Source organism: Pseudoflavitalea rhizosphaerae (assembly GCF_003991355.1).
Classification (GTDB): domain Bacteria; phylum Bacteroidota; class Bacteroidia; order Chitinophagales; family Chitinophagaceae; genus Pseudobacter; species Pseudobacter rhizosphaerae.
This window is the reverse complement of the sequence record NZ_RCSU01000001.1, coordinates 1-18921: the sequence shown is the minus strand read 5'-3', so window position 1 is coordinate 18921 and position 18921 is coordinate 1. Positions and strand designations below refer to the sequence as shown.

At 46.1% G+C, this 18921-nt stretch carries 18 protein-coding genes and 1 tRNA gene; 13 read left to right on the top strand and 6 right to left on the bottom strand.

The genetic code is table 11. The annotated features are described in order from the left end of the window. The first annotated feature begins 67 nt into the window (after positions 1–67). From D9Y29_RS00090 to D9Y29_RS00065, 7 genes are read left to right on the top strand one after another with little or no spacing between them, the layout of a single operon-like run. A complete protein-coding gene (locus D9Y29_RS00090) occupies positions 68–1957 on the top strand; it encodes a M1 family metallopeptidase (protein ID WP_127124408.1) in 1890 nt (629 codons plus the stop codon). A 9-nt stretch (positions 1958–1966) separates the two neighbouring features. Next, positions 1967–2794: a formyltetrahydrofolate deformylase gene (purU, locus tag D9Y29_RS00085; protein WP_127124407.1), complete on the top strand. Its 828-nt coding sequence runs from the start codon at positions 1967–1969 to the stop codon at positions 2792–2794. A gap of 9 nt (positions 2795–2803) precedes the next feature. After that, on the top strand, positions 2804–3217 hold the full coding sequence (locus D9Y29_RS00080) for a hypothetical protein (protein WP_127124406.1): 414 nt from the start codon (positions 2804–2806) through the stop codon (positions 3215–3217). 9 nt (positions 3218–3226) lie between these two features. Further along, on the top strand, positions 3227–3556 hold the full coding sequence (locus D9Y29_RS26620) for an SDR family oxidoreductase (RefSeq protein ID WP_206513670.1): 330 nt from the start codon (positions 3227–3229) through the stop codon (positions 3554–3556). Beyond that, the gene (locus D9Y29_RS00075; protein WP_206513669.1) at positions 3514–3978 is read left to right on the top strand and encodes a Rossmann-fold NAD(P)-binding domain-containing protein; all 465 of its coding nucleotides are present in this window, start codon (positions 3514–3516) and stop codon (positions 3976–3978) included. Before D9Y29_RS26620 ends, D9Y29_RS00075 begins: the two co-directional genes overlap by 43 nt. Before the next feature lie 48 nt (positions 3979–4026). Further along, positions 4027–4953 (top strand): helix-turn-helix domain-containing protein, encoded by a 927-nt coding sequence (locus D9Y29_RS00070; protein WP_127124405.1) that lies wholly within the window; start codon positions 4027–4029, stop codon positions 4951–4953. Between the two features lie 36 nt (positions 4954–4989). Further along, entirely contained in the window at positions 4990–5544 is a 555-nt protein-coding gene (locus D9Y29_RS00065) for a dihydrofolate reductase family protein (protein ID WP_127124404.1), read from the top strand. A gap of 12 nt (positions 5545–5556) precedes the next feature. On the opposite strand, the gene D9Y29_RS00060 is transcribed toward D9Y29_RS00065, so the two are convergent. Further along, a complete protein-coding gene (locus D9Y29_RS00060; protein WP_127124403.1) occupies positions 5557–6201 on the bottom strand; it encodes a serine hydrolase domain-containing protein in 645 nt (214 codons plus the stop codon). A gap of 42 nt (positions 6202–6243) precedes the next feature. Between D9Y29_RS00060 and D9Y29_RS00055 the strand changes: the two genes are divergently transcribed. Continuing rightward, positions 6244–6708 (top strand): GNAT family N-acetyltransferase, encoded by a 465-nt coding sequence (locus D9Y29_RS00055; protein WP_127124402.1) that lies wholly within the window; start codon positions 6244–6246, stop codon positions 6706–6708. A 41-nt stretch (positions 6709–6749) separates the two neighbouring features. On the opposite strand, the gene D9Y29_RS00050 is transcribed toward D9Y29_RS00055, so the two are convergent. Continuing rightward, positions 6750–6831 (bottom strand) — tRNA-Leu (locus D9Y29_RS00050). Between the two features lie 185 nt (positions 6832–7016). On the opposite strand from D9Y29_RS00050, the gene D9Y29_RS00045 reads away from it, so the two are divergent. After that, a complete protein-coding gene (locus D9Y29_RS00045) occupies positions 7017–8813 on the top strand; it encodes an OmpA family protein (RefSeq protein WP_127124401.1) in 1797 nt (598 codons plus the stop codon). Positions 8814–8888: 75 nt separating this feature from the next. Here D9Y29_RS00045 and D9Y29_RS00040 read toward each other — a convergent pair whose 3' ends face one another. Continuing rightward, the gene (locus D9Y29_RS00040; protein WP_127124400.1) at positions 8889–9149 is read right to left on the bottom strand and encodes a hypothetical protein; all 261 of its coding nucleotides are present in this window, start codon (positions 9147–9149) and stop codon (positions 8889–8891) included. 186 nt (positions 9150–9335) lie between these two features. On the opposite strand from D9Y29_RS00040, the gene D9Y29_RS00035 reads away from it, so the two are divergent. Continuing rightward, positions 9336–9809 (top strand): lipocalin family protein, encoded by a 474-nt coding sequence (locus D9Y29_RS00035; protein WP_127124399.1) that lies wholly within the window; start codon positions 9336–9338, stop codon positions 9807–9809. A gap of 72 nt (positions 9810–9881) precedes the next feature. On the opposite strand, the gene D9Y29_RS00030 is transcribed toward D9Y29_RS00035, so the two are convergent. Further along, positions 9882–10412: a GNAT family N-acetyltransferase gene (locus D9Y29_RS00030; protein WP_127124398.1), complete on the bottom strand. Its 531-nt coding sequence runs from the start codon at positions 10410–10412 to the stop codon at positions 9882–9884. 103 nt (positions 10413–10515) lie between these two features. Further along, on the bottom strand, positions 10516–12300 hold the full coding sequence (locus D9Y29_RS00025; RefSeq protein WP_127124397.1) for an alpha-L-fucosidase: 1785 nt from the start codon (positions 12298–12300) through the stop codon (positions 10516–10518). A gap of 315 nt (positions 12301–12615) precedes the next feature. Here D9Y29_RS00025 and D9Y29_RS00020 point away from each other — a divergent pair, with 315 nt between their 5' ends. The 3 genes from D9Y29_RS00020 to D9Y29_RS00010 are packed head-to-tail and all read left to right on the top strand — an operon-like array spanning position 12616 to position 18257. Further along, complete coding sequence (locus D9Y29_RS00020; protein ID WP_338143001.1) at positions 12616–15780, top strand: SusC/RagA family TonB-linked outer membrane protein; 3165 nt, start codon at positions 12616–12618, stop codon at positions 15778–15780. Between the two features lie 24 nt (positions 15781–15804). After that, positions 15805–17310 carry a SusD/RagB family nutrient-binding outer membrane lipoprotein gene (locus D9Y29_RS00015; RefSeq protein WP_127124395.1) on the top strand — a complete coding sequence of 502 codons (1506 nt, stop codon included), beginning with the start codon at positions 15805–15807 and terminating at the stop codon, positions 17308–17310. A gap of 29 nt (positions 17311–17339) precedes the next feature. After that, complete coding sequence (locus D9Y29_RS00010) at positions 17340–18257, top strand: DUF1735 domain-containing protein (RefSeq protein ID WP_127124394.1); 918 nt, start codon at positions 17340–17342, stop codon at positions 18255–18257. 63 nt (positions 18258–18320) lie between these two features. On the opposite strand, the gene D9Y29_RS00005 is transcribed toward D9Y29_RS00010, so the two are convergent. Further along, positions 18321–18921, bottom strand: a 601-nt coding sequence (locus D9Y29_RS00005; protein ID WP_420902502.1) for a MutS-related protein, incomplete at its 5' end; no start/stop codon positions are given.

The following is an 18921-nucleotide window of genomic DNA, read 5'->3' as shown; positions in this document are numbered from 1 at the left end:
CGGAGGCGAGCGACTGGCCACACTCTGTGAAAAAGTAATAACTTCCGTTTTCAAATTGAAATAATTCATGAGAACGAAAGGTATACCCCTGCTCCTGCTAACCCTTTGCTCTATTGGTTTTGAAACGATCAATGCGCAAAATTTATACATGCCTGCGGATATCCGCAAGGCTTATGAAAAAGGCAGCCGCTCCAAAGATGGTATGCCGGGTAAGAATTACTGGCAGAACAAAGCGCGATACAATATCGAGATCATCGCCAATCCTCCTGACCGGAATATCAGAGGTTCAGAAGAGATCGTGTACATCAATAACAGTCCGGATACCATCCGGAATCCAGAGCTCAAGATCTTCATGAATTCCCACAGGCCAACGGTGCCGCGTGAAAAAGATTACTCGCCTGATTACAATACCACAGGAGTAAAGATCGAATCATTGCTGATCAACGGAAAGCCTTATGCAGGCTCGCTGGAAAACCTGGTATATACTTCCAATACGCTCAGTCTTGCAAAACCATTGCTGCCTGGTGATTCCATGCGGTTATCAGTTAAATGGCAATACCCGCTTTCCGTGCAGAGCGACAGGGAAGGGGCCATCGATCCAACCACTTTCTTCCTCGCTTATTTTTATCCGCGCATCGCAGTGTATGATGATTACAATGGATGGGACAGGCAGGATTTCACGGAAGGACATGAATTCTACAATGATTTCAACGATTATACTGTAACAGTAAAAGTACCGAAGAATTTTGTGGTATGGGGAACGGGAACGCTTCATCAACCTGAAACACTGTTACAGGAACGTTTTGCAGATCGATATAAAAGATCCATGACCAGCGATGAAGTGGTCCGCATAGCATCGAAAGATGAAATGGCCGGCAAAAAAGTAACCACTCAAAATGATCAGAACAGCTGGCGCTTCACAGCAACTGCCATCCCTGATATGACTTTTGCTATTAGCGACCATTACACCTGGGATGCAGCCAGCGTTATGGTGGACCCGATCACGCAGCGGAGAGCCAGTGTGCAGGCCGCTTTCAATGATACTGCTGCTGATTATCATCATATGGTCCGCTTTGCGGGCGATGCGCTGAAATGGTTTTCAAACAACTGGCCGGGCATTCCTTATCCCTATGAAAAAATGACCGTGTTCCAGGGATATGCCGGTATGGAGTACCCGATGATGGCGAATGATGAAACCTACGAGGATACTGTGTTCTCACGACTTGTTGCCGCGCACGAAATTGCTCATACCTGGATGCCCTTTTACATGGGCATCAATGAAACCCGTTTCGGTTTTATGGATGAAGGCTGGGCTACCTTGTTCGAATACCTTTCCGGCCCTCCATTCTATGGACAAAATACCGCGGATGAGCTCTTCAAAAGTTTCCGCGTGACAGGCTGGACTAAAGACCGCTCCGGCGATATGGATATCCCCATCATCACACCCGGCACCTCGCTCACCGGTAAAGCCCTTGGCAATAACCAATACGGCAAGGCCGCACTGGCTTATCTCGCCCTGAAAGACCTGCTGGGTGATGCGCAATTCAAAAAATGCCTGCACGCATACATGGACCGATGGCATGGCAAACATCCCATTCCCTGGGATTTCTTCTATACTTTCAACAATGTGAATGGAAAGAGCCTCGACTGGTTCTGGCAGAACTGGTTCTTCTCCACCAATTATATGGACCTGCAACTGGTGGATGTGCAGAAAAAGTCCAAAGGTTCCGAAATACAGATCCAAAATGCGGGTGGGATGGCTATTCCCTTTGATCTGACCGTTACTTATACAGATGGAAGCGTGGAAAAAAGACATCTCACTCCCGCGATCTGGGAGGCAGATAATAAGCGTATAATCCTTACCGTTAACAACAGGAAAGCTGTGAAATCGGCTGTGATCGATGGCGGTGTTTTCCTGGATGCCAACCCGGCCAATAACAGTTATACAGCTCAATAAAACCCCAATATGATCATCCTGATACAATGCAGGGACCAGGTAGGACTGGTGGCCGCTATTTCCGGTGTGCTGGCTGCTGAGCAATTGAATATCGTGTCGCTGCGCGAACATGTGGACAAACAGGCGAATCTCTTTTTTATGCGCGTGGTGGCCGAACAGGAGCAGGAAGTGGAAGGGCTGGAACAGCAACTACTCAGGGTATTGCCTTCCGATGCTGTAGTGAAAGTGAATCCACAGCCGGAAAAGAAGATCGTGGTGCTGGTGACGAAGGAATACCATTGCCTGGCCGATATCCTGATCCGCCATTATTTTCAATCTCTGGGAGCGCAGGTACAGGCCGTGATCGGGCATTATGATACTTTGGAAGATATTTGCCGCCGTTTTGATATTCCTTATCATAAGATCGAAGCACCGTCTTCTGCACGTGTATTGTTTGAGCAGCAACTGGAAGCTATCGTTGAGCAATATGCGCCCGACTATATTGTGCTGGCTAAATTCATGCGGATCTTATCGCCGGAATTCGTAGCAAAATACCCGATGCGTATCATCAATATCCATCATTCTTTCCTGCCTGCATTCGCGGGAGCGCATCCCTATAAGCAGGCATTCGAGCGTGGCGTGAAGCTGATCGGCGCTACTGCTCACTTTGTTACCGATCAACTGGATGAAGGCCCGATTGTATCGCAACAGATCATCCCTGTAAATCATTCCGCCACAACTTCGGATATGGTGAAGGCAGGGAAGGAGATCGAAACGGCCGTGCTGGCGAGAGGACTGCGACTGGTGCTGGAAGACAGGGTATTTGTTTATGGAAATAAAACTGTAGTTTTCGATTAACCGTACACGATGGCATTTAAATTGAACAACTGGGGAAAAGTAATATTGGTGTTCCTGTGCCTGGTAGCTTCGATTATAGGCTTTATGGTGAAACTCCCTTCTGTTTTCAGGCACCACGACAAATTCCTGCATGCAGCTTTCTACTTCCTCGCTGCGGCATTCCTGAATATTCTCTTCACCAACAGGAAGCTGTTCCGTCATGTTTTGATCTTTGTGATACTCTACCTGTTCAGCATCTCGATAGAGTATGCGCAGGAGTATTCCAATAAGTTCTTCCGCGTCAGAATTCATGGCCGCTATGATCCCGAAGATGTGAAATACAATCTTATCGGGCTGGTGGCATTCTCTGCCATTTGGCTTCTGTACTGGCTTGCATCGATGGCAATGAAAAGAGATGCCAGGGAGCCTGGTCCTGATAGATAATAGTGCAATTTGGCTTCATTGTTCTGCCTTTTGGTTAGTTGCGATTTTCATTTGCAGTTGAATTTTGTACCAACAAAAAAACTAAAAATGAAAATTGTTTTAACAGGTTCCCTGGGAAATATCGGCAGGCCTCTTACCGAAAACTTAGTGAAAGATGGATTTGATGTTACTGTGATCAGCAGTAATCCTGAACGGCAGAATACCATTGAATCCCTTGGCGCCAAAGCTGCCACCGGCAGTATCTATGACGCTGGCTTTTTGACTGAAACCTTCCTGAGCATGTATCCATCAAGTTCATGCGCCCTGTGGGATTTTATATCAACCTCTTCTCCTTTGTGAATTCAATCAGGGAGCAGGGAGCCATCGTTTCAAATTACGGAGGGAACAAAAAAGAACCCTGGGTATCACCGCTGGATATTGCTGATGTGATTGCAGAAGAAGCGGGGAAACCTTTCAGCAGCAGAACGGTTAGGTATATTGCGAGTGATGAAATTAGCCCGGATGAAATCGCCATAGCACTGGGGGAAGCCATTGGAATGCCTGATCTGCAGTGGAAGGTGATCCCGGATGAACAGTTACTGAACAATTGGATCGGTACCGGATTCAACCCGCAGGTGGCGAAAGGCTTTATTGAAATGCAGGCTGCACAGCGCAGCGGGCTTTTATATGAAGATTATTACCGCAATCAACCCGCATTGGGGAAGGTGAAGCTGGCCGATTTCGCTAAAGAATTTTCTAAGGTCTATTTCGCTACTCATTGATACAGCATTGCGCAGATTAGTTCGTAATTTCAATCACTAATTCAAAAAATGGCAGGCCTCAATACAAAAAGGATCAAAACGATCACTGAGTTTCATCTGCTCAGGGGATTGCCAAAACCGGAACATCCACTGATCAGTATCGTGGATTACAGTTCCATCAAACGAAGTGCCGATATCAGCGAAGTGAATTGGGTATTGGATTTTTACATGATCTCGGTAAAGAAGGGATTGCAGGCAAAAATCAAATATGGTCAGCAGGAATATGATTTTGATGAAGGCGTGATGTTCTTCATGGCTCCCAACCAGGTCTTCAGGATCGAAGCTGAGCCCGAAGAAACAAGTAAGCGTTCCGGGTGGATGTTACTGGTCCATCCGGATTTCTTATGGAATACTACCCTGGCGAAGCATATCGGGCATTTCGAGTTTTTTGATTACGCGGTGAATGAGGCTTTATTTCTTTCTGATAAAGAAGAAAAAACGTTGAATGGCGTGTTGCAGCATATAAAAGAGGAATATCACTCCAATATCGATAAGTTCAGCCAAAGCATCATTATCTCTCACCTGGAAGTGTTGTTGAATTATTCAGAGCGTTATTACAACAGGCAATTCATAACGAGAAAGATCTCGAACCATCATATATTGTCGCACATGGAAACTGTGCTGAACGATTGGTTGGAAAAAGATGATTTGTTGACGAAAGGTTTGCCAACTGTGCAGGATCTTTCTGCAGCGCTGAATATTTCGCCTAAATATTTGAGCAGTTTGTTGAAAGTATTGACTGGTCAAACGGCGCAGCAGCATATCCACGACAAGCTGATCGGGAAAGCGAAGGAGAAACTATCTGCCACGGGGCTGGCGGTAAGTGAGATCGCGTATGAGCTGGGGTTTGAGCATCCTCAATCCTTCAGTAAGTTCTTTAAATTGAAAACGAAATTGTCGCCGCAACAGTTCAGGAAATCTTTTCACTCAAACTGAAACCAGCCGTCAATAATATAAACCCAAAGCAATCGAATGAGAAACCTGATCTACGCCATCAACCTGACCTTAGATGGTTGCTGCGATCATACGAAAGGGATCGCGGATGAAGAGATACATGACTATTTCACTGCACTTATGGATGAGACTGATCTTTTTGTTTATGGCCGCAAGACCTATGAACTGATGGTCCCTTTCTGGCCGGATATGGCAAAGAGCCTGTCTGGTCCAACAAAAGCCATGAATGATTTTGCGGTGAAGTTTGATGCGGTGGACAAGCTGGTGTTTTCAAAAACTTTGACCAGTGTTGAAGACAGCAAGACAAGGATCGTTGGAACAGATATTAAAGAAGAGATCCTGAAACTGAAACAGCAACCAGGCAAATCACTGATGACGGGAGGTGTTTCCATTCCCGGGCAGTTGATTGAACTGGGGCTGGTGGATGAATTCATTTTCGTAATACAGCCGGTTATTGCGGGAGAGGGAAGGCGATTGCTGGACCATGCAAGGTTGCAGGAGCAATTACGGTTGAAACCGGTTGGGTCTAAGATGTTCAGGAATGGAGGCGTTGCGCTCAGGTACCTGAAATAATATTGCAGTTTTTCATTGTTGAAAAGCAGGAATAATATATTTAGCCATGAGGTCAAAAGCTTTTTTCACGAATTCCATTAAAGACATTTTCGCAACGCGGCTAATGATGCCGCTCAGGATCATCGGGTCGCATGAAGTATAGGCCCAGACTGATCCTGGTTTGTGTTTCATAGGTAGACCAAGGGAGAAGCTTACCCAGTCTTTTGAGTTCATCATTTCGGTTTCGCAATCTTTGCCGTCATTGAATTCCTCACAGTCGAAACCTGATTCCATTCGTAATAGATTTTCAATTGTCATTTCTTTTTTCCAGGCATTATTGCCTGAGAAATCAGTAAACTCAGGAAAGAAAGAATAGACTTTCTGGTTGACATCTTCAATCAGGCCCTTATCAATGGCAATACCTGTAAGAATGCTTGTAATGGATTTAAAGGCTGAGCGGGAATCCTGGAGTGAATCCTTGCTCCATCCGTTGAAATAGTTTTCATAAAATAATTTCCCGTTTTTCGAAATCAAAATGCTATGGAAGTTTGTATAATAATTACCGGTAACAGCTGTGGTGAGGCTGTCGGGCAGACTGGCTTCATTTTTCTTGATCGGTTGGCAGTTTGCATGGTAAATTGCAGGGAGAAAGACCAGGATAAAGATGAATTTATGCATCTTTTAATTTAATCAAATACGGTAAAACCACAAAATAATCCGATGAAAACTCATATGATAAGACCCGCTACTTTGAATGATCTTCCTGTACTATCCGGATACCTGCAGATGCTGGTGAATGCTGAAAGGCCGTTTGATGTGACATTACAGGAAGGGGATCTCATCTACTATGATCTTAAAGAATTGATTGAAAGTGAAAACTCCGAACTGCTGGTGATTGAAATCGATGGCCGGCTGGTTGGTTGTGGTTATGCGCAGATCAGGGCTGCAAAATCCTACCTGAAACACAAGGAATATGCTCACCTTGGTTTCATGTTTGTGCATCCGGAATTCAGGGGGCGGGGCTTGAACCAGCAATTGATCGAAGGATTGAAAGACTGGGTAAGATCAAAGGGATTGAGGGAGGTAAGGTTGCAGGTTTATACTGAAAATATAGCTGCGGTGAAGGCTTATGAGAAAGCCGGTTTTAAGCAGATCATGACTGAAATGCGCTATGAACTTAATTAAAATGAAAATGGTAAGCAGGTGAGGTGCTTACCATTTTTTCGTGCCCAGAACAGGAATCGAACCTGCACTTCTTTCGAAACGTGAGTTTGAGTCACGCGCGTCTACCGGTTCCGCCATCTGGGCAATCCCATAAGGGGCTGCAATATTAAGCATAAACTTCATTCACTCCAAATTCTCTGGAAAATAGTCTTTTATCTGTCCGAGGTGAGCAAATTCCGATAGTCGCTAAGGGACTGCCCCCTGGTTGTTAAATATTTCATAACCCGCAATATCCGCATCCATTAAGGGGGTAACAAACCACCTCCCGCATGGATATAACAGTGAGCAAGTATTTCTTCACTAAAAAGGATGTTATGAAGTACCTCGTATATGCACTGTTAATCTTCCTGTGTTTTGATTCTTTCAGTCAAACTACCCAACTTAAATCAGATACCACCGAGCGCAATGATCGTTACTGGCAGTTCTCGCTCCGCGGAGGTATGGACCTTGCCACCAAAAGCAAAATGCCTTCGCTGGTGAAAATGCCGCTGAAAGGTTATATGGGCGGACTGAGTATCGATAAATACTGGGGCTGGTGGGGCGTAGGTATCGATGCTGATTTCTTCAGCAACGAAGCACCCAAATATGATTCGGCAGGATTCAGTCAGCAAGTGGCACCCTGGGTGGTTGATAGTTATACTACTTCTTCCACTAAGCTTGAACGTTATTTTGCCGGGATCGGCCCTTCCTTTAAATACCAGACGGCAAACAATCAGTTCACAACAGAATTGAATTTGCGTGGTGGTGTTACCCGTACGGATGGATCTGCATTGTCTGCAAATACTACCATCAGCAGTGTAACAGGTTCACTGATCACACCGCTCTTCCTGCATGCAGGCTACGATGAAAAATACCATGCAGCAGCAAAAGCGCAGCTACGTTTCAGTTACTACCCGGTAAAACGGATCGGCATACAGGCAGGCGTTTATTATTTGCATCAGTTCGATACTGAGGAACCTTTCCAGTATGCCAAATTCAATGGCAAACCGGAAGACCCGGAAATTGTTTATCAGCAAACCGCTTTATCTTCCTATGGAGCATTTGTTGGGGTCAGCTATCGTTTGTTCGATAAGAAATCAAAACCGGCAGCACCTAAAGTGAAACCTCCGGTTGCAACACCGGCTCCGGTAACTGTACAACCTGCAACGCCTGTGATCCTACAAAGGGATGTGATCGTACACGTGAAAGACGAACAGACCGGTCAGCCGCTTTACAATGCTACTGTAGTGATGAAAGGTGCAGATGGAAGGGAGCAGTCGGCCTACACCGATAAACAGGGTATTGCACGTTTCCCTAAAACCTCATCCGCCGCTTATGAAATGTCAGCAATGTTGAATGATATCAGTTCCACCAAAGGCAGTGTGGCTGTAGCGGATTTCAATACAACGGGATCGATTGAACGCACTTTGTACCATAATGACCCAAGGTTTACGCTTTCCGGTAAAGTAGTGAACAAGACCACGCTGGACCCTGAAGGCGGCGCACTGGCAACCCTCACCAATGAAACGAATAACGGCGTTCGCCAGGCTTCCTCACAGTCGGGCACAGGTGAATTCAGGTTCCAGCTGGAAGCCGAGTCGGATTTCAATGTGGTGGGAAAAAAAGCAGGATATATTTCCAATATTGAAAAAGTATCTACCAAAGGTCTCAAGAGAAGCCAGGTATTGTACGTTCAGATCGAACTGGGAGTTGAAGAAGCATCCAAAGGAAAGAAGATCACGCTCAACAATATCTACTACGATCTCAACAGCGCTGCTTTGAGGGATGATGCCAGCAGCGATCTGAAGAAATTGCTGATCTTCCTGCGCGATAATCCTGCCCTGCGTGTTGAATTGTCTGCCCATACGGATTCAAGGGGCAGTGATGGTCATAATATGCGATTATCGCAATCCAGGGCGCAAAGCGTGGTGAATTACCTGGTGAACAATGGCATTGCACGGCACAGAATGGAGGCGAAAGGATATGGGGAAACACAGTTGATCAATAAATGTAAAAATGGAATCGCATGTTCAGAGGCTGAGCATCAGCAAAACAGGCGGACAGAAATAAAAGTACTGGGTGAATAAACGATCAGAGGATAATGTAAGATTGGGAACCGGGGCCATGCGCTCCGGTTTTTTATGCAGACCTGCGGAAAAGGATCATTCAAATTCTGTTGGCAAATTCTCCTTTGCCTGCTCATCTATCATTTCCAAAAGCGGCTCAAAAAATACAGCGTCCTGCCTGTTGTCGAAAACCGGCATAAGAAAAGAGCCCAGCCAGAATTTGATATGAAGATGGTGTATAGTTGGATGGCCCGATACCTGTACATCGGCATCCCAGGAATCAGCGATGCCTTCCAGTTCAACTGCGGCGGAGCATTGTTGCCCGTTTCCTGTAAATGTCAGTTGCAGTTGGATCATGGCAGCAAATGTAGGTATTCAGGAAAGAAAAATATCCTGCAGTATTCCCGTTCTGACAGCGGCCCCTGAAAAATTCATGATGGATATCAGGTAATCCGTACCGGTATTTCTGCAATTCGTCGCCAGAATTTGAATATTTATCGAACGGCCCGTTGCAATTGCTCTGGTTTTTTCTATCATTGACCCATGAAAACAAGTCAAACATTCCTGGCGCTGACCATTCTCATCAGCGCTTCCATCGCCACCGCATTCACTATCCCTGCTGATCAGAAAGCGCCTTTTGCAGACAAATACTGGATACTTGAATCATCCGTTGTTTCACCGGCCATCGATCTCAATATGGATGGAAAGGCAGATACCGATATCAGGGTGATGCTGGAAGATTGTGAAAAGGATGATGCTGAAATGTACAAGACCGGCGGTACTGTCATGAAGCATGAAGGCGCCAGTAAATGCGATGAAGAAGAGGAAACTGTTACCGAATCAGGCAACTGGAAGTACAATGCCGGAACCAAACAACTTACGGTGAAACACCATGACACAGATAAGCCGCAGACGATGACGGTGAAAGAAGTTTCCGGAAACAAGATGGTAGTTACTACCACGTTTACATCTGGCAAAGGGAAACACAATGTCACGGCCGTTTACAAACTGAAATAGATTTTCTCTTTTTACATTTTTTCAGAGCGCTTCACCGGAAGCGCTCTCATTGTGCCAATGGCAGATCACAAGTTATGGTTGATATTCCGCCTTCGTGATACCATATATAAAATTCAATTTCGGTTCTTCGCCATAGTAAGATATCATTTCTTCTTTTATCTTTTTCGTTCCTAGTCTGAGGACTGCAATTTGTGAGCGGATATTGGAAGCGCCCACCTCCAGGTATAGATTGTCTGCAAATTGAAAAATGTAGTCCATCATCAGTTTCTTCACCATCGGGATGAAGCCTGTGCCCCAGTATTTAGTGGCATAAAATGTATAACCGATCCTGATGCTGCTGTCTGTTTCATCATACCCATAAAAGCGTGTACTGCCTGCATATTCGCCGGTTTTCTTATCGATGATAATGAAGGCTCCCTTGCTCTCTACTGCGCCTTCGAAGAACTTGCTGAATACTTCGCGCTTCCAGCGATCAGGGGTAGGATGCTGCTCCCAGATCTTCGGATCGGAAGCAGTTTGATAAAGCGCTTCGAAATCTGAAGGCTGCAATGGGAGTAGTTTCACTGTATCGTTTTCGAGAATTGGCTGAATAGAAAAATTCATGGGTTTTCGATTTGAGCCTGATGGAGGAACCTTTTTTCTGCATTGTAAGGTACAACAAAAAGGCGTGCATCTTCCGATACACGCCCTGCCAGTTTGTATTGCATTATTTCACCGGCTCTATGATCACAGATTTCAATTTGAACAATTCCTTTCCATTGAATGCAGGCCGGATACGGATCTCCGCCAGTCCTGCTTTTGTACGCACGATGCCTGCCACCTGTTTGATGAATAACAACGGCGCAGTTTTTTCAAAGCTGCCGGTTTTCAGCGTTCTGAAATACATCGGTTGGTCATTGAAAAAAAGAATGCCCTCCTGTTTGGCGGAGGCAGGTTCGCAGGCATATTCCATGATCACCCTGTAATCTCCGGGAGCAGTGATGCGCAGGTTGAAACGGATCTCATCTGTACTGTCCTTGATATCAGTGATGCAGGTAGTATGCTTCCAGTCGCCGTAATAATGACTGTAAGTAACACTCCTGATCTGTCCATTTCCCTGCAAGGCCGCGTGCACTGCTTCAATATTGTTTTGGCTGAATTGCGGAGATACTGTTACCGGAACTTTCAGATCATAGTCCGGTAATGATCCTTTGTATTCCATTACCACTACGTGGTTGGCGGAAGCAGGAAGATTGGATGGAAGCTGAATATGGATATCATTCCCGTGTGCTGTAAACTTCAGCGCCTGTTTATTTCTCAGCAAATACAGTTTGGAAACGCTAACGTTTTTTTGCAGCGGCACCAGCAACTGATGATCTGCAGGCATCTTCAGCACATGCAGGAATTGTTTGCCGGGAGCGGAGGTACTTACACCCCAGGGCTGGTCGGGGATACGACCGGAGCTGGTGCCGTAAATGGATGCTCCGTTTGCCCTCAGCCAGTTGCCTGTTTCGCGGAGAAATTTAATACTGTAATCAGGAATGCGGCCATCACCATCGGGGCCAACATTGAGCAGGAGGTTGCCTCCACGGGAAGCCACCTGCGCCAGCAGTTGAATGAGCGCTTCAGGCGTTTTGAAATTGAGATCATGTTGAATATAGCCCCATGAATCGTTATGCGTGTACAAAGATTCCCAGGCGCCGCGCAGTGGGGTAGGCGGGATCTCGGAGTCACCAAGGTCCTTGTAATCACCCAGGCCATGTCCTACGCGGCTGCTGAACAAACAACCGGGCTGGAGTAACCGAAGTGAATCGATAAAGGTTTGCGTTTGTTCTTTAGTCATACCTCCCGGCGTATCGAACCATAGGATGCCGAGCGGGCCGTATTGCGTGAGTAATTCTTTGATCTGTGGAATGGCTTTCTGCTGGTAATAAAGTTGATAGTTCTTTTTTGTTTCGTCAAAATCCCAGCTGTTTTTGCCGCCATTTGGCTCATACCAGTCCTGGAACTGTGAATAATAAAACCCAAATCGTATACCGCGTTTGCGCGTGGCTTCAGACAAGGGTTTCATCGGGTCTTTACCATATGGCGTGGCGTCAACCATATCAAAGCTGGTCACTTTTGAATCGTACATGGAAAAGCCTTCATGATGTTTGGCGGTGATCACCATATATTTCATGCCTGCATCGGCCGCCAGTTGCGCCCATTCATCCGCATTGAAACCGATGGGATTGAATTCTGCCGCCACCTGTTCATATTCTTTCACAGGGATCTTTCCCTGGCTCATGATCCACTCGCCGCTGCCATAGTATTTCTTTCCCTTCCATTCGCCGCCGAGTTTTGAATACAGGCCCCAGTGAATGAACATTCCGAATTTGGCGTCTTTGAACCATTTAATATTCGGGTGTTCTTTTCCGTTGGAGCGGTCATCCCACATTTCATCCATGGTTTGGCACAGTGCAGAGGTGCAACAGAACAGCAGGAGTACGGGCACTAACGGCAATCTTTTCATACGGCTAAAGGTACTTTGTTCAAACCGCCAAGAGAAGAAAAATAAGTGCTGCGTGATTGCTCTTTATTGGTGAATGATTCAGTGTTATTGGCATGGATCAGCCCGCTGGAATTGCCGTGAACCGTTCATCGGCGATTAAAGTGATTTCATCGGGAAAATAGGCTGGAACAATTAATGATATCGACTGATAAGCCTTGATGGGAAAGGGTTTCAGCGATTGTAAGGTCTAGGGTTTGCGCTGCTTTTCTTTATGTATTCCTGTTATTGAAATCGGGCAGCTCGTAGTTGGATAATAGCTTTTGATCAGGCAATCCGATATTCTGCTTCCTGTGTGGTTGTCTTGTTATCATTTGTCACCAACTCAATTCTAATCATGAGAAAACTGCTTATTCTAATCTTAGTGCTGCACAGTTACTATGGTTACATGCCCGGCAGACCCCCGTCTCCGGCGTTATCCGAGACAACAAGGGGGAGCCGGTCATGTTTGCTACCGTGAACGTAAAGGGGAGTTCCAAGTCTGTTTCTGCTGATAACAATGGCTACTTCTCCATCTCAGCTACAGCAAATGACAGTTTGGTAATTTCTGCAACGGGATTTAAAACCAAGATTGTTCTTGTTTCCGGGGACATATTGGTTACACTTGAACCTGCAACCAATGATCAATTGCAGGAAGTAGTGGTTACTGCGTTGGGAATCCAGCGTCAGCGGAAAGAGCTGGGTTATTCAACAGCAAAAGTGATTGCTTCGGAAATCAACCGCAGCAGCCCGGTGAATGTGGCAAATGGATTACAGGGCAAAGTGTCCGGCCTCAACATCACTACGTTGAACAATGGAATTTTTGCCAATGTTCGCATCAACCTGCGGGGCATCCGTTCACTGATGGGAAACAACAATCCAATGCTGCTGCTGGATGGAATTCCAACTCCCATCGACTATCTCAATTCCATCAACCCAAACGATATTCAGGATGTGAACATTCTGAAAGGCGCTGCCAGTGCCGGATTGTATGGCCCTGATGCCCGTAATGGTGTTATCGTGGTTACTACCAAAAAAGCAGGCCGTGATGGTAAACCTTCCATAATTGTGAGCCAGACTGCACAGATGGAAAGAGTGTCTTTTTATCCGGTTCTGCAAACTGAATTTGGTAGCGGCGCTTATGGCTCTTACCTGCCCAAAGAGAACTGGTCATGGGGGCCTGCTTATGATGGCAGCACCAGGCAGTTAGGGCCGACCTTGCCAGATGGTAGTAAACAATCAGTTGTTTACAGTCCAACTGACGAAAGAAAAAAATTCTGGAATACCGGAACGATCTTTCAATCGAATGTGAGTATTTCTGCAAAGGACTTCCTGTTGAGTTTCCAGGACGCAAAAATGACAAGTGTTGTACCGGGAGACAAGAACAGGCGAACTGGCGTGAGGCTGAATACTGCCAGGGATTATGGCATATTCAAGGCATCCTTTAATACTAATTACATTCAACAGAATTATGATGCCTTTGATCCGGACAGGATGAATTTCTATCACATTACATACAGGAATGCCGGGTTGAATAGCGGCCTGATGAACCTTATCTACAATACGCCCGCGCATATTCCCATCACGAAGTTCAAAGATTTCGAAAATGATCAGTTTTCCAAATTCAATAACTACTTCAACGATTATGGCCTGAACCCTTATTTTGCCCTGGACAACTGGAGGCAGGCGGGCAAGGTTGATGATCTGCTTACGAATATCGAACTGGGTCTGAAGCCACTGCCATACTTGAATGTGGTATACCGCGCGGCGTTGAGCCTTACGAGCGGCAATGTACAAAGCATCTCGAAGGGAGAGCTGGCCAGTCCTTTCGGAGAGAGCAGGGGATTTGTAACTGTGCCGGTTTCTACAAGAGAAACAAATTACAGGAAGAGCCGTTTGTCGTCCGAGTTGAATTTGCAATTCAATAAAAGTTACGGCAACTTTAAGGTATCAGCCATTGCCGGTCAGTATTTCAGGCAATCGGACCGTAAGGAAGCCAGTGTGGGTGCGGCCAACCTGATCATCCCCGGTCTATACAATGTAGGTAGCCGCCTGGGTGAATTGAGCGGGAATAATGAACTGCTTCGTTCCAGGACTTTTGGCGTGTATGCAACTGCAGGTCTTTCATATAAAGGATGGGCGAATATCGAATTCACAGGACGTAATGACTGGACTTCCGTTCTTGCCAACAACAACAATTCCTTCTTCTATCCCGGTGTCAGCACTTCTTTTGTATTGAGTGATGTGATCACGCCACTGAAGGAAAGCAAGACCATTTCTTATTTGAAATTGCGGGGTAATATCCAGAAGACCGGTAACTCCGATGTGAATCCTTATTCACTGGCCGCTGTTTACGAGCAGAACCAGACCATGGGTTTTCCCTACGGAGGTGTGATCGGATATACTGCAGACGAAGTAGCATACGATCCGCAACTGAAACCTGAGTTCATCAACAGCAAGGAAATTGGTCTGGAGATCGGGTTTTTCAATAACAGGGTAAATATTGAAGCTGCATTCTACCACCAGAACAATACGGATCAGATCATTCCCATCAGTGTTACTGACCCAACAGGATTTGGAAGCTACTTCCTGAATGCTGCTTCTTTCGTGAACCGTGGTATGGAGTTCGATCTTAAGCTGACGCCGCTTGTTAATCTTGGTGATGTAACCGTCAACTTCAAAGCCAACGCCTCTTATAACGATAGCAAGATCCATAGTATCTATAGAAATCTCGACAGGCTGGGTATCGGTGGCTGGAGCATCGCATCCAACTTTGCGATTGCCGGCCAGCCTGCATTCGTATGGATGGCTATAGATTATGTGCGTGATGACCAGGGACGCGTGATTGTAGATGAAACTGGCTTACCGTCAGTTGATCCTGTGAATAAAGTATATGGAAGAACAGCCCCGCTCTGGATACTGGGATTCAATCCGGAGATTAGCTGGAGAGGATTGAGCCTGACTGCCACCCTGGAATTCAAGACGGGTCATTATACATTCAATGGCATCGGTCCTGATATGGCGTGGACAGGTGTTTCCGCAGCTTCAGCAGTGAATCACAGAAATCCTTTCGTGTTTCCCAATTCAGTATACGATGATGGCACCGGAAAAATGGTAGTGAACAGGGATCGTGTACTTCATGATGTGACCGATTTCTATACCAATACTTTCAGTGATGTGTCATCGAATTTTCTTACCAGCGCAGCTTCCTGGAGGGTCCGTGAAGTGAGTCTCGGGTACAACCTGCCTGCCAGATGGCTGGCTCCCCTGAAAGTTGTAAAGGCCGCCACCATCACACTCAATGCACGGAACCTGGCGCTCTGGCTGCCCGCAAGCAACCAGTACACCGACCCCGATTTCAGTTCCACCAACGCATTGTTCAACGCCAACCTGACGGGATTCAACGATTCCCAGATCACGCCTCCCACAAGACTTTTCGGAGCCAACCTGACCGTTACTTTCTAATGCTGATTCATAAAATGTGAAAAAATGAAAAAAGTCATACATGGATCTTTTCTGATACTGTTGCTGGGGACAGCAGCCTGTACAAAAATGCTCGATATAAACAAGAACCCGAACCTGCCAACGGAAGATCTGATGAAACCCGATATGTTGCTCTCAAGAATACAAAACGCTTTCGCTACCAGAACAGCCGTGGCATACAATTATTCTGCTCACTGGATGGGGTATTGGGTAAAGTCCGGAGCTTATGGCGTGAATATAGATCAGGACGGATACCGCATCACCTCTTCATTTGAACGTACACAATGGGGCAGCTGGTACCAGGTCCTCTATGATAACCATGTGATGGAACAAAAAGCCAAAGCGCTGGAACAACCGTTCTATGTGGCAATAGCCAAGTTGTTGAAAACCTCCGGTTTCATGTACCTGGTGGATCAATATAATAATGTTCCATACTTCCAGGCATTTGACCTGGTGAATCATCTTCAACCTGCTTATGATAAAGGAGAAATCATTTACCAGGATTTGCTGAAACAACTGGATACAGCTTCCGCTATCCTCAAAACTGTCACTGCCGAAGGAAACGACAGGATTGAGGAGGCAGATGTGATGTTCCATGGTGATCCGAATGCCTGGAGAAAACTAGTGAACACGCAAAGACTGAAGATACTGATCCACCTCAGTGAAACAGGTATGGATGTAAGCGGAGAGATCAACAAGATATTGAATGATGGAGCTGGATTGATCGGTTCCAAAGAAACTGTTTCTGTCAATCCGGGATATGTTCAGGATGTGAACAAGCAAAGCCCATTTTATGACACCTATGTGCTCAATGTGAACAATGGCCCTGCTGATAATTACAATCGCGCGAACAATTATATCCTGGGGCTTTTCAGGGATAATGACGACGTACGTTTGGAATATGTATTTGCAGCAGCAACAAGTCCTGTTGGTGGTGAATTGTACAGGGGGTATGATCTTGGCGATGGCTCTGCCAGCCGCCCCAGTGCATCTGCCACATCGGGTGTAGGCGGCCCCGCATTTGCAAAAGGACCTTCCCAAAGCCAATGGTGGTTCACTTCCGTGGAAAGTCTTTTCCTGCAGGCCGAGGCCATACAACGCGGATGGCTAACCGGGAATGCTGAGGAAGCATACAGGAAGGCAGTGACCGAATCGTTTATCTGGCTTAATGCAGGAGGCAATGAAGCAGCTGCTATCACCGCTGCCAATGAATACCTGGCTTCAGGTAATAGCATCGTGGATTGGTCGCAGGCAACCACTGATCAGGAAAAGATAGAACTGATCATACAACAAAAATACCTGGCCATGATCGGCCTCAATAATTTCGAACCATGGGTAGACTATCGAAGGGTAGGCGTGCCCGATGTTCCCAGGTCTGTTATGAGCGGAGCAGGGCCACATATCCCTTTACGACTCCTGTATCCGCAAAGGGAATACTCCTTCAATGCAGAGAATGTAGAAAAGGAAGGTAATATCGATCCTTTCACCTCTGCCATATTCTGGGATAAATAGTTGACTGTTCAACCTAAAAAAACATTTGCATGAAATCATTCAAAATAGTATGCCTCTCAACAATGCTGGCTGCAACTTTCAGCTCCTGTCTGAAGGATAAGAACCTGGACGATCAGAAGTATGGCTCTTCCGGGATCGGCTTCCTTGATGTTGCTTACTTCCAGGAAAGCGATGGTGGTACCAGTTTTTTCCCCGGCAACAAAGACACAACCGTCCGCCTGCTAACAGTAACCCTCAACTCGAAAGACTCCGTTGCCAGAGAGGATATCACCATTACCCTCCAGAGAAGGGATGACCTGGTAGCCGATGATCCTGACCTGGAACTGCCGCCAGACAATCTTTTCAAGGTCAGCAGTCTGGACCTGGTGATCCCCAAAGGAAGCCGCACTGGCTATATCACCATTACAGGCAATCCTTCCAATCTGGAGGGCCATAGTTATGCATTGGGCTTTCAAATGCTATCTACCAACAAAGAATTTGCCACTATCGATGGATCACAAAATGAGATACTCGTGTACTTCGAAACCCGGAATCCATTCGATGGGATCTACAAAATGGGGGGTAATTTCAGTGCCGTCACAGATCCATTGATCTCGGGAATGTTCGGTCATCTGGTTGAGTTAAGAACCACAGACGAACAATCCGTAATGCTATTTTCGCAGTTTGCCCAGGGCTATTATTTCCCCTTCCTGGATGATAGTGATGAAACAGCATTTGGCAGCTTTACACCTCGCATTACGTTTGACAATGCGGGAAAAATTTTGTCTGTAGTGAATGCCTATGGGCAAGGGAGACGAAATTACTGGGGCGTGCTGGACCCCTCTGGTGTAAATGCAAGGGATGCCAATGGTAATATCAAATTGAAGTTTACCATAAACAACCCAAACCTGGCTACTGTCCGTTTCCTTGCGGACCTTGAATTGACCAAAGTAAGTAATCGTCCGTGATTCCTATCTTATAATGCCAAAGTGTGTCCCCGGATTGAGGACACACTTTGTTGTTTCGGCAGATCAGTTCTTCAGCATTTCCAATATCCCTTCATTCCGGATGATCATCATGCCCTGCCTGTCTTCGGTGATGCCTTCTTCCAAAATATAAGTATACCTTGGCCTGGCGCCATCCATGATGGTTGGCATGAACCTGAACTGGATATTATTCGTTTCTTTCAATGCTTCGCCCACTTCAATGATATGGGTGCTTACAATGAATAAACAATCCTGGTATTCGGCAAAGGCTTCCGTTACTGCCAGCGTACCATCATAAGCATCTTTCACATTGGTGCCTTTGAACAGTTCATCGAACATTAATAATAATCTTTTGCCGCTGGCTGCTGCATCGGCAGCTTGTTTCACGCGCACCACTTCCGCATAGAAATGGCTGTAACCAAGGCCGATATTGTCCGCTACGTTGATAGAGGAATACATGCCTTCACGTACAGAGAATTCAAAGGATTTTGCTGCGATGGGGAAGCCCATATGCGCGAGATAAATACTTATACCGATGGATTTCATCAAAGTGGATTTCCCTGCCATGTTCGCGCCGGTAAGGAAGATCACATTGGTGTTTTCCTGCATCTTGATATCATTGCCAATGGCTTTGTCGATGCAGGGA